The sequence below is a fragment of the Arthrobacter sp. lap29 genome (assembly GCF_032458965.1).
Taxonomy (GTDB): domain Bacteria; phylum Actinomycetota; class Actinomycetes; order Actinomycetales; family Micrococcaceae; genus Specibacter; species Specibacter psychrochitiniphilus.
Window position 1 is genome coordinate 205,900 of the sequence record NZ_JAUCEK010000003.1, and the last position, 14,777, is coordinate 220,676.

Sequence of the window (14,777 nt, forward strand, 5' to 3'; positions counted from 1 at the left end):
GCCAGCTGCTTTTAAAGTGTTAGCTGTGAGACGGCTCCAGCTCCGTCATGAAATCCTGCGCCACGGCCGCCCTATCCAGCGCGCCAGCCAGCGTGTAACGCTCCCTGGCGTCGGTATAGGCGGCCACAGCTTCCGGGCAGCGGTTGGCTGCCTGCAGAGCGTTACCCAAAAGCAACGCTGAGTCTCCTGCAATGTGAGGTGCCAGCTCATCCTTCTGCTTCTCAATGCGTTCCAACAGCTCCAACGCCGCGGGCAGTTCATTGTTGAGGTAGTGCCAGCGGGCTCGAAGCATGGAAACTTCAAGAGTTTCCGCAAGGGTGGCGCCTACAACAGAGTGGGCCAGTTCGCTGCGTTCAATGGCTTGCAAAGTGGCAGGCTCCACCACGCCTGCCATGAGACGAACCCACGCAGTGGCCTTGTTGAACTGGGCCCAGCGTGAGAGATCTGAGGCCGGCGAGAGCAATCTGCTGGCCTTTGCATGGTGTTCGAGTCCCGTGCGGATGTCCGCCCGGATGAACGCTACATTGCCAATCACCCAGTGAATTTCGCCGGCCATCTGGGCAGGTGTGGAGTCGGTGACGGCATCGGCCAGGGTCTGGGTATGCATCCAGGCCTCATCCAGCCTGCCAGATTCCGTCAGGCCGCCAATGAGGGTTTGCAACGCCATCAAATAAGCGCCGAACTCTTCCTCACTGTCGCCGGAGCCAATACTGACGGCCAAGGTGCCATGCTCGATCGATTCCTGCAGGCGGCCTTGGGCCAGCGACGCCGCAGACATGACCTGGTGGGCGCGCAGTGACAAGGCATCACTATCGGCGGTGATGGGGTGTTCGAGCAAGGTTTGCAAGAGCTGCACAGCCTGGCATTCCTCGCCGTGGCGCAAGAGTGAATTGGCGGCCAGAAAGGTCATGTTCCACCAGGTGACCTGGTCCTTGTTGGACTGGGCCAGCTCGGCGGCGGCCTGCGCATTGGTGGCGGCACCTAGATAATCACGCGTATCCCAGCATTGCTGGGCGTAGAGGGAAAGCCGCAGCGAGCCGCTCTCCTTCGATGTGGCTGCTCCCTCGGCCCAGACGGTGATCGATGACGGGGCAAGATCGAGCTGCCGGGCAAGCTGCAAGATGATGTCAACCGTAGGTTCGCGGTGTGCGTTTTCCAAAAGGGAAATGTAGCTGGCAGAGTATAAATCCCCACCCAATTCGCCCTGGGTCAGGTGCCTCGCCAACCGTTCTTGTTTCAGCCGATCACCAAAACTACTGCCCATGGGGGATTCCTTTAACTCACCTGTTGCCGACTATTGGCTCAACTCTATTGCCTCGCCCAGTACTAATTGTGGAAAACATGACAAAAGCTGTCAAATGCGGCGTAAATGAGCGGATTGGCCAACTAATGCTCTCATCAGAGCTGTACTCCAGCACAGGTAGTGAGCTTATAAAGCTTGGCGTGGCCTTCGCTAGCCACGAGCGTGAAGGCATCTGAATCCGCCGCCAGGGTGATGCCAGGATAGAGCGAGCGCGGATCATTGAAGGCAGGGATATAGTCCGTGCCGAAATCCAGTAGGAATGTGACCCCCTGGCGTTTGGCGGCTGCACACACCTCTTGATCACTACCCACCCGGTTGAGCCAGAACCGCAGTGTGTAAAGATCCGGACTCAGATCGCCCTGTGAGCTGTACGGGAACAGCATGTGCCTATCAGCCAGTGCCATGGCCAGCGCCGATCCGTTGTACGGGTTATTGGCGATGACATCCTCGGTGGTGGTGTAATTGGGCAGCCTGTGGATGAGCGCCAATTCCTGCGCATCAATTTGGGACAGCCCATTAGGCTCCGCCGGCACCTCAAACATGATTCCCACCTGGCCCTGCATCTGCCACAATCCTGGGTTGCTGAAGGCAAGCACGACGGCGAGCCCGGCCGCCGTCGAAAGTTTCCCCTTGCGCCGCCACACGGCAGGAGAAAGATTCCGGGTGCGCAGCTTGGTGCTCAGGAAATCGACCAGCTGGACCAGCCCCAGAGCGGCCAGGGGCACTGCCAGCAGCGGCATGAGCGCGGCGATGCGCTCGGGGTTGTCCCACCAGGGAGCCATCACAATGTTGGCCAAGGGGAGGTTGGTGCCAGCAGTCAAAGGATAAGTGAAGGCAAGCAGCACCAGAGCGGCCGGCAGCCAGCGCAGACCTGGCCGGCGGAATCCGGCACGGACACCCACGAGCATTAGGACGGTCAACGCCAACGCCGGGAACCAGATGGGGGCGGGTGCGTGGGTGAAGTTGCGCAGCAGTGCCAGCGGGAAGAACAGGAATGCCGGGCTCGTGTAGGTAAAGAGGCTGCGGATTTGTGGCAGCACTGACAGCCCCGCGGCGGCAACCGCTATGACAAGCAGCAGTAGCGCCACACGCATCCAGCCGTGGCGGTGGCCACGGCGGTACCCGGTGCGTAGCCAGGAAAAGATCAGATAGGCCAACAGCGGGGTCAGCACCAGGAGAATACTAAAAACTCCGTTGGGTTGGGCCGTGATGGCACCGGGCAGGAACAAGGCCACCAGGGTCAGGGCCTGAGCCGGTTCTAGCCCGCGGTGAACGGAGGGGCGGAGAATGAGCAGTACTAGTGCAATGCCTACGGGAACCAGTGCGTTGGAGAGGAAATTGGGGTAGGCGGAGCCGTATTGCAGCAACAGCCAGGGAAAGGCGGGGAACGCTGCGGCTAGCACCCCTGCGCTGATTAGCAGAAGCGGGCGGGGGCCAAAGAGTGTGCGGGTCAAAAACATTGCGCTGAGCGGCCACACCAACCCTGCCACGGCCAGCCAGATCAAATTGGTGGCCGCCGGTACGCTGATGCCGCTCACTAGGATCAACAGGCTCACCAGCCCGTGCCACGCCCCGGGGTAAAACGAAGACTTGATGGTGGGCAGGATAAAGCTGGAAATCGCAAAGGATGACGCGTTTTTGGTATCCACCGCATGGGTGACCGCGTTGAGGTGGAAGACGGAATCGTAGCCCTGCGTGAACTGTTCAGGTGTGGGGGCCACCAACAGCAGTAACAACGTGGTGATGGCCAGGGACACGCCAGCGCCAGCGAGTGCTGCTCCTAGCCCTACCCGTGAGCGCGGGCCCGCTATGAGCAAGATATTGTTCAGCGCCGGAATGAGGCGCCGTGCCACCCACGCTGCCACGGTAGCAACGGCTGTTCCCAAAAGCACCACCGGGATGCCCCACGGCAGATGTATCAGGGGAGCCACCACGGCGCTTACGGCCAGCACAGAGACGGAAACGGCTGGGGCCAGGAACAGTGCCATGAGTCCGCGGATGCGCAGGGCCATCAGGACGGCGACTCCGGGCAGGGCCAGAATCAGCAATGCGAGGGCAAAGGCTGGCACCGCCTCAAACCAAGAGCTCACCCAAGATCCTTAGCAAGTAGTGTCAGCTCAGCTGATAGAGCGGAGATCAAACTTTTTTAACAATGCTGGACTTGAGCTTCATGGGCCCGAACCCGTCAACTTTGGCATCGATGTCATGGCCGTTGACGGGGGAGATCAAACGGATGTTGCGGACCTTGGTGCCGATCTTTAAGTCCTGCGGGCTGCCCTTGACCTTCATGGTTTTGACAATGCTGACAGTGTCTCCATCGGAGAGGATATTGCCTACGGCGTCCTTAATGACGCTCTGGGCCTCGGCCGCAGATCCCTCATCTTCGGTGGGGGACCATTCGTGCGCACATTCCGGGCACACCAAAAGTTCACCCAGCTCATAGGTGTACTCGCAATTGCATACGGGGCACGGTGAAAGTGTGTCGCTCATGGTTCCCATCTTAGACGGTGGGTGAAAAGTGGGTGCCGAGTGGGGCCACCAAATAAAAAACAGCGGCATCCGTTGGATGCCGCTGTTTTTATGTGGTCGGGGTGACAGGATTTGAACCTGCGGCCTCGTCGTCCCGAACGACGCGCGCTACCAAGCTGCGCCACACCCCGATCCGCTGTTTTCCGCAACCAGTGACGGTCTGGAAAAGCAACCTCTCAAGAATAGCGGACAACGGCCCTGAACACGAAATCGAGGGGGCTCGTAGGTAAACCGTTCTCACATAAGGGTTGCTTTGCGCAGAGCAATCAGGGCGCTGCTGGTTTGAAGGTGACGGTGCCGTGGCTGTTGCTCAGCTCCAGCGAATCCTTGGCCACGGTGTAGTCCAGAGGCGCCGAGAAGAACTTCACCACCCAGCCTTCGTAATCGTTCTGTGGGCTCTGGCAACCCATCATGGTCATGGCCATATTGGGGGCCACAGTGAACGTGGTGTCAGTGACCGTGGCTGAACTCATAACCGTGTTGCAGGGGGTCTTGGAGGAGAAGTGGATACCGCCGTCCTGCTCCGAGGTGACCAGAGTGAATGGATCGGTGCCCAACCAGGGGAGTGCGCCGGTGGCGTCACTGCCGCTGACTGAGATCAGGTTCAGGCAAGCAAAATCCTTGGCTGTGGCTGGGATGCCGCCGGCCACAGGGGTGCATGCTGGTGACATGGCATCGGCTGACGGATCTTCCTCGGAAGAAATGGTGTCTCCTGAGGCCGGTCCGGAGGATGAGGCGGGTGCGGCGGGTTCCCCTGCCGGGCCTGACGCCGGTGAACCACAGGCGCTTGTCAGCACCAAGGCCACCGATGCTCCCATGAGGAGCAAGAATTTTTTCACAGTAATTCCTTACATGTTTGGCTGCCGAACGGCGCTCCGTACTTGGCGCTCAGGATTTGGTATTCAGGATTTGGCGCTCAGGGTGAGGATAACCGCTTCAGGGCGGCAGGCGAAACGGAAGGGGGCCGTGCGGGAGGTGCCGATGCCCGCAGAGACGTTCACCGGCGCAGTACGTCCCTGGGATTCCCAATCATTGAGGCCCCTGGCTCGCCAGGTGGGCAGATCACAATTACTGACAAGCGCGCCATAACCGGGTATGCAAACCTGCCCGCCGTGGGTGTGCCCTGCCAAGATGAGATCAGCGCCGTCGGCCGTAAAGTGGTCCAATACCCGCTGGTACGGGGCGTGAGCCACAGCCACCTTTACATGGGGTGCGCGCTCCTGCCCGGCCGCACCACGCGGCCAGCCGGCATAGCGCTCCCGGAAGAGGTGGGGATCGTCAACGCCACTGAAATCAAAGCGTATGCCGTTCAGCGCCAGGGACTGGGCGCGGTTGGTCAGGTTGACCCAGCCGCCCATGCCAAAACCAGTGTGCAAAGCCTCCGTGTCCAGGGCAATGGGCTGGTGTTTACCCACTGAGGGGGCCTTGGACGGGCCGGCGAAGTAGGAGAACGGATTCCTGAAGCGGGGCGCAAAATAGTCATTAGACCCCGGGACAAAGACGCCCGGAAAATTCATGAGCGGGCCCAGTGCGTCCAAAAGTGGGGCAATGGCGTTGGGGTGGCTGAGGTTATCGCCGGTGTTGACCACCAGATCGGGCTGTAGCTGGGCCAGCTCCCGCAACCAGCGGGTCTTCTTCTGCTGGCCGGGGGAGAAGTGGATGTCGGAGATATGCAGGACCGTGAACGGGGCGGAGCCCGGCGGCAGGATGGCCAGCTGTTCCTCACGGAGGGCAAACCAGTTTCGCTCAATCAGTGAACCGTATGCCACGGCGCCCACACCAGCGGCAACGGCAAGCCCCGCCGCCGCTTTCACAGAGGAGAAGCGGGACGGGGCTTTTTGCTTACTAGGCATGTGAGCTGCGCTCTAGTCTTTCTTGTCTTTGTTATTGTCTTTGTTATTGTCTTTGTTATTGTCTTTATTGTTGCCGTTGTTCTGCTGGCCCTTGTCATCAGATTTTTGGTCTGAATCATTCTGGCTCTGACCGGGCTTGGGCTTTTCAACTACCGGCGGGGGTGCGGGCGGGTAGACAATGCTGGCCGGCGGGGGATCGAAGGCGCCTACATCGTAGTTACCGGCAATCTGGTTCATGTACCCCTGCCAGGCCTTGCCTGCATAGGTGGAGCCGTCAACGTAGGGGATACGCTGGCCGGCGATGAGCTTGCCGTTGATTGACTGATCCTTTAGTTCGGGCGAGCCTACCCACGAGGACGTAGCCACACCGCGGGTGAAGCCGGTGGTCCAGGTGTGTTGAGAATCATTGGTGGTACCTGTCTTGGCGCCAGCCGGGTACTGCAGCGGGATCGCGTAGCCGGAACCACCGGGCGCCAGTACCTGTTGGAGAGCCATGTTCACGCCGGCAGCCACTTCAGGCTTCACTGTCTGCTTGCAGTTTGCACCCGGAACTGGGAGCTTATCGCCCTTGGCGTTGGTGACTGAAAGCAAAGCTATGGGTGCACAGTAAATGCCACCGGAAGCGAACGTTGCGAAGGCATTGGCCATGGTCAGCGGTGCAACCGCGCCACTGCCGAGCAGTGCGCTGATGCTGGAGACGTTGTAGGGCTGGGTGACGTCTTCGCCCTGGTGGATACCGGTGGCCGTCATCATCTTCTGGATGTTGCAAATATCCAGCTGCGCGGCAGTTGCCATGGTTGCAGTGTTCAGGGATAGGGCGAGTCCCTGCCGGGCCGTGTACGTTCGGTAGTAGATACCGTCCGGGCCGTCGGCATTTTGCAGATCCTCGGCTACTTGGGGGTCGGAGCTGTCATAGAAACCGCCGGTAGAGCCGCAGCTGTTGGTCCACGGACGCGACTGGGGGTAGCGGCGCACCGAGGCGTTGACCGTGTCATCAGTCCTGTGACCGGAATTGAGCCATTCGGCAAAGGTGAAGGGCTTGATGGTTGAACCCACATCGAAGCCGCCGGAGCCGCCCAAGGAGTTGCCCTTGGCATCAAGACGGTCAACAGCAAAGTTGTAATCAGTTTTCCATTGCCCCTCTGGGGGTGCCATCTTCGTGTTTTGTGCCATGGCGAGGATCTTGCCAGTCTTGGGCTGAACGGAAACAATGGCCTGGCCAACTTTGTCCGGGTTGTTATCCATGGGAGTAAAGTTCGCCATCTGGGACTGGGCCGCGTCCTGCAACTTCGGATCCAGCGTGGTCTTGATGGTCAAACCGCCCTGAAGCAGCAGCTTGAGGCGGTCCTCCTCAGTTTTGCCGTAGGCCACGTCATTGACAAAGAGATTGCTGACGTACTCGCAGAAGTACTCTGCCCGCACGGCACTGGTGCAGCCGTTGCGCTGGGGCTGGAGCTTCAAATCAATCTTGGCGGCAACCGCGTCCTTGTGTTGTTTGGCATCGATCATGCCCTGATCCAGCATGTGGTCCAGAACCAAGTTCCGACGTGTCAGCGAATTCTCCGGATTGGCAATGGGATCATAAATTTGGGGGCTGTTGACCACACCGGCCAGCAGGGCAGACTGCTGCAGGTTCAGGTCCTTGGCATGAATGCCGAAGTAGCTATAGGCAGCCGATTCAATGCCGAAGTTGCCGTTGGCGTACAGCACCCAGTTCAAGTACCCCTGCAGGATCTCGTCCTTGGAGTACTTCTTCTCGATGGCGATGGCCAGCTTGATCTCGCGAACCTTCTCACCGACACCCTTGTCGGCGCCCAGCTTAATTTTGTCGTACTCACCATCGGCAGCATACGTCTGGATGATGACGTTGTTCACGAACTGCTGCGTGATGGTGGAAGCACCCTGGCGGCCGCCGCCTTGGACCATGGAGCTCACCGCACGCATCAGGCCACGGGTGTCAATGCCACCGTGCTCGTAATAGCGCGCATCCTCCACCGCAACGATGGCGTCCTTCATGAACGGCGAGATCTCCTCAAGAGGGACCTCGGTACGGTTCTGGTCATAGAACGTCGCCAGAAGAGAACCGTCAGAGGCCAAAATCTTTGAGGACTGGGCCGGAGTACCAACATTCATCTCATCCGGGAGCTCATCAAAGAGAGTGATGGAGGAGGTGGTTGTGGTGCTGGCCAGAGCCGCTGCCGGAACCATGAGTCCTGCTACCAGGACACCACAAATAGTGCTGACGCCCAGGAAGAGAACTAATTTACCCAGCGTTGTGGCGGTATCGAAAATAGGGTGTTTTTTTGCTGCCATTTTTCCAGTTTACCGGCAGGGGCTACGCTTTGAAGTATGACCAAATGGGAGTACTCTACGATTCCGCTGATTATCCACAACACCAAGGCGATCCTCGACAGCTGGGGTGACGAAGGTTGGGAGCTGGTTCAGGTTGTCCCCGGACCTGACGGACGCGGCCTGGTGGCTTACCTTAAACGAGAGAAGGCATAGCCGTGAATACAGCGCCAACTCAAGGAAATTCGCGCATTGAAGCGCGGCTGGCTGAGCTCGGATACAGCCTTCCCCCAGTGGCCCCGCCCGTAGCTGCCTACGTGCCGGCCATCATCTCGGGTCACCATGTTTACACCTCGGGACAGCTGCCTTTTATTGACGGCAAACTCACAGGGACCGGCAAAGTTGGTGCCGAGGTTTCCGCTGAGGACGCAAAATCCATGGCAGCAACCTCCGCAATCAACGCCATTGCGGCTCTGAAAAGCGTCCTGGGAGATCTTGACCGCGTGACAAGGATCGTAAAGGTTGTTGGTTTTGTGGCCTCCGATCCGTCCTTTACCGGCCAGCCGGGCGTCATCAACGGAGCTTCCGAGCTTTTGGGTGAAATATTTGGTGAGGCAGGAGTCCACGCCCGCTCCGCCGTCGGCGTGTCGGTTTTGCCGTTGGATTCACCCGTCGAGGTTGAGCTGATTGCCGAATTCCAGTAGCAACCCGGCGGGTTTTAGGCCCGCAGGCAAGCGGAGCTTCCCGCTGAACATGGATCAGCGCGAAGCCGCGCAGGCGTGGCTTGATTTTGGTGCACGCACCCCTGGCAAACCGCGTCCGGCGTCGTCGGTGGTGCTGTTGAAGGACAGCCCCGCCGGCCCCAAGACGTTTTTGACGTACCGTCCGGGCGGCTCCCCCTTGGGGGCCGTGGCGTTTCCCGGTGGCACCATTGAAGCCGCGGACGACGACGTCACCGACTGGGTGGGTCCCTCACCTGTTGTTTGGGCCAAGAGCCTGGGCACCTTGGACATTGGCTTGGCCAAGCGCCACGTGGTGGCAGCCATCCGGGAAACCTTTGAAGAGACGGGTGTTCTGCTGGCGGGGGCCGACGCGTCATCTCTTGTGGAAGACATCAATGGGCCCGAATGGATGCGGGCCCGCGAGTTGATCGCCACGCAGGAGATCACCTTTGCCTCTGTACTGGAACGGTACGGTTTAGCCCTGCGCACCGATCTGCTCAAGCCGCTGAGCCACTGGCTTAGCCCAGATTTTGCTCATAGGCGTTTTGACACCAGGTACTTTGCTGCGGCCTTGCCCGTTACACAAGAGCCCACGCTGCTTGCGAGCAAGGGTATCTGGGGCCGGTGGGTCAATCCCGGCGAAATTCTGACAGCTCGCAACACCACCTTGTTAGGCAACGAGATTGGCACACCTGCCACCACGGGGCATTGCCTCGATGAACTGGTTGTTCCCGGGGTGGAGATCATTCTGGAGAAGATTGCCGCGGCGCGCGGGTGCATCGCGTATTTGAACCACAAACGCCCCATCAATGAATATCAGCCTGCCCTTGTGGTGGGTGCGGACGGCGCGCTCAACCTGGAAGTGGCCACGGCCCCGGCATCCGAGGGCGGGCCCTGCCGGGAACGCTAACCCGCCCCCCTTCCGCCTCCTCCTTTTCCTCTTCTTCCGACGCTATCGCAGCAATGGTGCGTTTTTCACGGACGATATCTCACTTAGGGTTCCGCGCACGCCCATTGGTGGGACAGCGTTCGGTAAAAATTGACCATTGGTGGGATAGCGTTTGGGGGTTGGTTTAAAAACGGAAGCGGCCCGGTCACCTTTTGGTGACCGGGCCGCTTCCGTGCGCTGCCTTCCACTACTCGCAAGCTCGCAGCGGGTCCTTCGGCAGAGAAAAGGTTAGCGCGAGCGCTGGCGCAGACGGTTGACGTCCAAGATGACAACGGCGCGGGCTTCTAGGCGCAGCCAGCCGCGCTGGACAAACTCAGCCAGGGCCTTGTTCACGGTCTCACGTGAAGCGCCAACTAACTGGGCCAGCTCTTCCTGTGTGAGCTCATGGGCAACCAAAATGCCGTCGGTGGCGGGACGGCCGAAGCGGTCTGCCAGGTCCAGGATGGCCTTGGCTACACGGCCGGGAACGTCGGAGAAGACGAGGTCGGAGAGGTTGTCATTGGTGCGGCGCAGGCGGCGGGCCAGTGCCTGCAGCAACTGCATGGACACCTCGGGGCGGTTGCGCAGCAAGGCGTTGAGAGATTCGTTCTTCAAACCGGCCAGGCGGGTCTCGGACACGGCGGTGGCAGTGGTGCTGCGAGGAGCCGGATCGAAGAGTGCCATTTCACCGAAAAGCTCGCCCGGGCCGAGGATGGCAACGAGTGACTCACGGCCATCAGATGAGGTGCGTCCCAACTTCACCTTGCCGGAAACAATGAAGTACAGCTGGTCGCCCTGGTCGCCTTCACGGAATACCGAAGCGCCGCGGGAAAGGTCAACCTCTGCCAGTTCGTCAGTCAAAAGGCGGAATGCCTCATCGTCGAGCGTGGCAAAAAGTGGTGCCCGGCGCAATACCTCGATGTCCATGAAATCTCCTAAAAATAAGTAACGAAAAAGTTATGACCTGACACTGATTCTTTCAGATATTTTCCTCTTTTGTGACCAATTTGGCATTGCAAGGCGTCTTTGTCAGCATATTGACAGATTGAAGAGCGGAAATGATCAGCAGTTTTTCTGGTGCGGTCGGTAAAATGACCTCTGGGACTATCTAGCGTTCAGGAACCACCGGTTCCAGATTCGCCGTCTCAACGGTTAACCGGGCAGGCCGGAGCGGCCACTGATGGGAGCACACAAGAACGTGTTTGGTTTTTCCTGGCTGGATGCGGTGCTGGTGTTGTGGTTGTTGTGGCAGCTCATTTACGGTCTCAAAGCAGGGCTGGTGGTGGGTCTGGGCGGTATTGCCGGATTTGTTGCCGGGGCGCTCGGCGCCTTTTTTGCTGCCCCTTTCATCAGCCAATTTGCGCCAAGCCCAGGCTGGCGCACCGCCATGGTTATTGGCTCCACCATTCTCCTTATGGCCATAGGCCACGCCTTGGGCATGAAGCTCGGTAGAGCCATAGGACGCGGTGTGAAATCTGACTCTATCCGTGCCGTGAATCGACTCCTAGGCGGAGCCCTCAACGTGGTGGTGGGCTCCCTGGTCATCTCCATCCTCGCCTTCGGAGTAGGAAACCTAGGTATCCCCTTAGTCTCTGCGCAGCTGGGTAAATCCCAAGTGATCTCCCGCATTGAGGCGTGGACCCCGGACCCGGTCAAGGCTGCCGTGGCCCAAGTACGTTCCTTGGTGCTTGAAGAAGGTATTCCGGCGTTACTGAACCCCACCGGACCCAATGTTGAGGTGGCCGCTCCCACCACTGACACCAACACCCCTGCCTGGAATGCAGCGGCTAAGTCCGTCATGAAAATTTCCGGAACCGCCTTCCAATGCGGGCAAAACCAGACGGGTACCGGGTTTGTGGTTTCCCCCGGCCGCGTCCTCACCAACGCCCACGTGGTAGCGGGCGTTTCGATGCCCATAGTGCAGACACAAACTCAAGGTGCACTCCCTGCCAAGGTGGTTTATTTTGACGCCGTTAAGGATCTGGCTGTGCTGGCCGTGGACTCACTTGATGCGACACCTCTGCCAACAGCGGCCACGGTCCCCGGAAATACTGCGGCAGCCTTTGCTGGCTATCCGCTGGGAGGGCCCTTGCAAGTGCGACCGGCCACAGTTCTTTCCTCCGGGCCCATGCTGGTTCCTGACATCACGGGAGGAGCAAAATCACTCCTTGACGTGTATCAACTCGCCGGCAACGTCCAGTCAGGGAACTCCGGCGGACCGCTCTTGGACAAGGACGGGCACGTGGTGGGTGTGGTGTTCGCCAAGGCCACCTCCAACGAGCAGGTGGGTTTCGCCCTGACAATGGCTGAAGCTGCCCCTGTCATTGCGGCGGCGCCATCACTTAGCAACGCTGTGGGAGCAGGCGCTTGCAAGGTTGGCTGATCGCCTCCCCACTCGCCGGGGCGCCTCAGTGCCAGCGCGATTGCTGGCACGCCTCATTTACGCCAGTGTTTTATCGAGGTAATTCACACCGAGTTCGTAGCCGAGAATCCCCGCGCCAATAATGATGGTGGAGCACACCGATGACAAGTAGGAATGGTGCCGGAATTCCTCGCGCTGGTGAACATTTGAAATGTGCACCTCCACCGTGGGAAGTTGCACCCCGGCAATGGCATCCCGCAGCGCCACCGAGGTGTGGGTGTAGGCCCCCGCGTTGATGATGATCCCCACCGCCGTGCCGCGGGCATCATGGATGGCGTCCACCAGGGCACCCTCATGGTTGGACTGCAGGCACGTGGCGGTGAAACCCGCAGCCTCGGCAGCAGCCGTGGTGAGTTGTTCGACGTCGGCCAGGGTAGCCGAGCCGTAAATCTCCGGTTCCCGGGTACCCAACAGGTTTAGGTTGGGTCCGTTGAGGATCAGCAGGGTGCCACGGCTGGCAGCGCTCGAATCAGCAGTTGTAGAAGTCATGACTTAATAATGCCCCACGGAGGCGCAGGCGCTGCCGAGGTTCCCATCCGCAGGTCATTGCGCCACAAACTCCAACACTATGGCGTGCTCCGGATTCAGGATGGGCATGGGCAGCCCGGCGGCGGCAAGGAACCGTCCCGTGGCCACCACCCCGTCCGCAACCCAAGGTGGCGCGGCCCGCTGAATGTTGGTGTCGCCGGAGGATTCCGGGCCGGGATAAACCACGCGAACCTGGTAGCTGGTGTCCGGATCCAGCCCGGGGACCGCTACCCGTCCCGGCTGTTCTTGATACGAGGTTCTCAGGGCTACGAGCGCGAACAGCGCGTGCGAGCGGTCCTGGGACACCACCCCGTGCAGCCAGAGGGCTGGGTCAGGGACGTCTGCGCGGACCATGGTGCCGGTGTGGATGAGTTCCCGGTGTTTTTTGTACAGGGCAATGGCCTGGCGCAGTTCTTCACGCTGGGCACCAACTACCTCCCTGATGTCCCACTCCATGCCGAAGTGGCCAAACAGTGCTGTGATGGCGCGGAAAGAGAGGTCATGTGTACGGGCCGTGGTGTGTGAGGTGCCGGGGCCAATGTGGGATCCCATGAGTTCCGGCGGAAGCACCATGGATGTCCAGCGCTGAATGGTTTGGCGTTCCAGAGCGTCATTGCAGTCTGAGGCCCACACCCTGTCCGTGTGGGCCAAAATGCCCAGATCCACACGCGCGCCGCCAGAGGAGCAGCTTTCAATTTCCAGCGTTGGGTGCGCCTGTTTGAGCGCATCGAACAGCCTGTAGGCGGCGAGTGTCTGCTGGTGCACGCTGGGCGCTCCATGGTGGCCCATCTCGGCCAAGTCCCGGTTTTGATCCCATTTCAAATAGTCGATGGGGTACTCGCTCAGGAGCGCATCCAGACGGTCGAACAGGTACTGCCATGCCTGCGGATTAACCAGGTCCAGGACCTGCTGCTGGCGCCACTCACGCGGTAGCCGGGTTTCCGCGCCCGGTGGGGTGCTGCCCGTCCCGTGGATCTCCGTCCTAACTACCGGACCGGAGATCCACTCGGGGTGTGCCCGCGCCACATCGGAATCGACGTTGAGCATCTCCGGCTCCACCCAGAGCCCAAACTGCATGCCGCGGGAGGCCACAGCCTCGATCAGCGGATGCAGGCCCTGCGGCCAGATGTCCTGATCAACGTACCAGTCCCCGAGCCCGGCGTTATCGCTGCGGCGGTGCCGGAACCAGCCGTCATCAAGCACAAAACGCTCCACACCTAGCTCCGCCGCCTGCTGCGCCAGTTCGGTCAGTACCCCCAGATCGTGGTTGAAATACACGGCCTCCCACACGTTCAGCACCACGGGGCGCGGGGTTGCCGGGTGGTTTCCGCGGGCCCGGAACCAGGCGTAAAATGCCTCCGATATTCCGTCCAGGCCGTGATCCGAGTACGCCGCATAATAGGCGGGCGTTGCGTACGATTCTCCCGGTGCCAGCACCAGCTCACCAGCCCCTAGCAACTCCTGCGCACCCAAAACGGTGCGCCCGTCCGCCACCGTATCCACAAAGCTCTCCTGATCCCCGCTCCAGGCGAAATGCCCTGCCCATACCTGTCCGTGGCGGTTGCCGAACCCTTCGGTGCCAACGGCCATCAGCAGCGGGGAATCGTGCCCCGTGCGCCCGTGGCGTCCGCTACGAACCCACGTGCCCTGCCGCACGGGGCTGCGTTGCGGGTGGCGCTCGCGGCACCAGCGCCCCGTCAGATCCAACACTTCGGTGCCCGGCGCACCCACAGGGACCACGGCGGCCAGTGCCTCGAGTGCGAAGCCACCGGTTCCGCTGTTCCGCAGCTCATGCCGGATCTCCAGCAGGCCGCCGCCATGCAGTTCAAATGTGGTGGCCACGGTCAGGCCCAGATCCGTGTCAATTTGCTCGATGCGGGCGCTGTGCTCGTACTGGAACCAGCTGCTCACGCGCAGTTGAGGTGAGAAGCCTGCCACGGGGGTGCCTGTGTGGGATCCTTCCGCTATATTTTTGCGGTACCCGCGCAGCCCGGGCCTCCCTCGCCAACCGTCCGATGCTTGCGGGAGCAAACCCAGCGGAACGGGGGAATCCAGCGCAGAGTGCGGGACGGCGTCGAGAAAGCTGGTGGGGTCCGGCACAGTGGGGCCTAGGTCCGGGCCGAAATGCAGAAGTTCCGCGGCCTCCGGGCCGGCTCCGAGAAGTAGTGACACGCCGTCCCGGCGCAGGTGAATAACGGGCATG

Annotated in this window: 13 protein-coding genes and 1 tRNA gene; 4 read left to right on the top strand and 10 right to left on the bottom strand. The window is 60.3% G+C overall.

The genetic code is table 11. The annotated features are described in order from the left end of the window. Positions 1-19: 19 nt before the first annotated feature. The 7 genes from RY113_RS06465 to RY113_RS06495 form a co-directional block, all read right to left on the bottom strand. Positions 20-1,264: a helix-turn-helix transcriptional regulator gene (locus tag RY113_RS06465; protein WP_315913933.1), complete on the bottom strand. Its 1,245-nt coding sequence runs from the start codon at positions 1,262-1,264 to the stop codon at positions 20-22. Between the two features lie 134 nt (positions 1,265-1,398). Continuing rightward, a complete protein-coding gene (locus tag RY113_RS06470; RefSeq protein ID WP_315913934.1) occupies positions 1,399-3,393 on the bottom strand; it encodes a DUF6541 family protein in 1,995 nt (664 codons plus the stop codon). Positions 3,394-3,439: 46 nt separating this feature from the next. Beyond that, a complete protein-coding gene (locus tag RY113_RS06475) occupies positions 3,440-3,793 on the bottom strand; it encodes a zinc ribbon domain-containing protein YjdM (RefSeq protein ID WP_110105168.1) in 354 nt (117 codons plus the stop codon). A 93-nt stretch (positions 3,794-3,886) separates the two neighbouring features. Next, positions 3,887-3,963: transfer RNA gene (locus RY113_RS06480), tRNA-Pro, on the bottom strand. Positions 3,964-4,098: 135 nt separating this feature from the next. Then, positions 4,099-4,671, bottom strand: a complete 573-nt coding sequence (locus RY113_RS06485) for an META domain-containing protein (protein ID WP_110105167.1) — start codon at positions 4,669-4,671, stop codon at positions 4,099-4,101. Positions 4,672-4,734: 63 nt separating this feature from the next. After that, positions 4,735-5,685, bottom strand: coding sequence for a metallophosphoesterase (locus RY113_RS06490; RefSeq protein WP_110105166.1), 951 nt, complete (start codon positions 5,683-5,685; stop codon positions 4,735-4,737). A gap of 12 nt (positions 5,686-5,697) precedes the next feature. Next, a complete protein-coding gene (locus RY113_RS06495) occupies positions 5,698-7,998 on the bottom strand; it encodes a transglycosylase domain-containing protein (protein ID WP_315913935.1) in 2,301 nt (766 codons plus the stop codon). Between the two features lie 36 nt (positions 7,999-8,034). On the opposite strand from RY113_RS06495, the gene RY113_RS06500 reads away from it, so the two are divergent. From RY113_RS06500 to RY113_RS06510, 3 genes are read left to right on the top strand one after another with little or no spacing between them, the layout of a single operon-like run. Then, positions 8,035-8,190, top strand: a complete 156-nt coding sequence (locus RY113_RS06500) for a hypothetical protein (protein ID WP_170120892.1) — start codon at positions 8,035-8,037, stop codon at positions 8,188-8,190. After that, positions 8,187-8,678 (top strand): RidA family protein, encoded by a 492-nt coding sequence (locus tag RY113_RS06505; protein WP_110105164.1) that lies wholly within the window; start codon positions 8,187-8,189, stop codon positions 8,676-8,678. Before RY113_RS06500 ends, RY113_RS06505 begins: the two co-directional genes overlap by 4 nt. Positions 8,679-8,727: 49 nt before the next feature. Next, the gene (locus tag RY113_RS06510; protein ID WP_110105163.1) at positions 8,728-9,606 is read left to right on the top strand and encodes an NUDIX hydrolase; all 879 of its coding nucleotides are present in this window, start codon (positions 8,728-8,730) and stop codon (positions 9,604-9,606) included. A 267-nt stretch (positions 9,607-9,873) separates the two neighbouring features. Here RY113_RS06510 and RY113_RS06515 read toward each other — a convergent pair whose 3' ends face one another. Beyond that, positions 9,874-10,551, bottom strand: a complete 678-nt coding sequence (locus RY113_RS06515; protein WP_038465875.1) for a Crp/Fnr family transcriptional regulator — start codon at positions 10,549-10,551, stop codon at positions 9,874-9,876. 253 nt (positions 10,552-10,804) lie between these two features. On the opposite strand from RY113_RS06515, the gene RY113_RS06520 reads away from it, so the two are divergent. Then, positions 10,805-12,007, top strand: coding sequence for a MarP family serine protease (locus RY113_RS06520; protein WP_218867972.1), 1,203 nt, complete (start codon positions 10,805-10,807; stop codon positions 12,005-12,007). A gap of 57 nt (positions 12,008-12,064) precedes the next feature. On the opposite strand, the gene aroQ is transcribed toward RY113_RS06520, so the two are convergent. Both aroQ and RY113_RS06530 read right to left on the bottom strand, forming a co-directional pair. Beyond that, positions 12,065-12,535 carry a type II 3-dehydroquinate dehydratase gene (aroQ, locus tag RY113_RS06525; RefSeq protein ID WP_315913936.1) on the bottom strand — a complete coding sequence of 157 codons (471 nt, stop codon included), beginning with the start codon at positions 12,533-12,535 and terminating at the stop codon, positions 12,065-12,067. Between the two features lie 54 nt (positions 12,536-12,589). Continuing rightward, complete coding sequence (locus RY113_RS06530) at positions 12,590-14,776, bottom strand: alpha-galactosidase (RefSeq protein WP_315913937.1); 2,187 nt, start codon at positions 14,774-14,776, stop codon at positions 12,590-12,592. Position 14,777 lies beyond the last annotated feature (1 nt).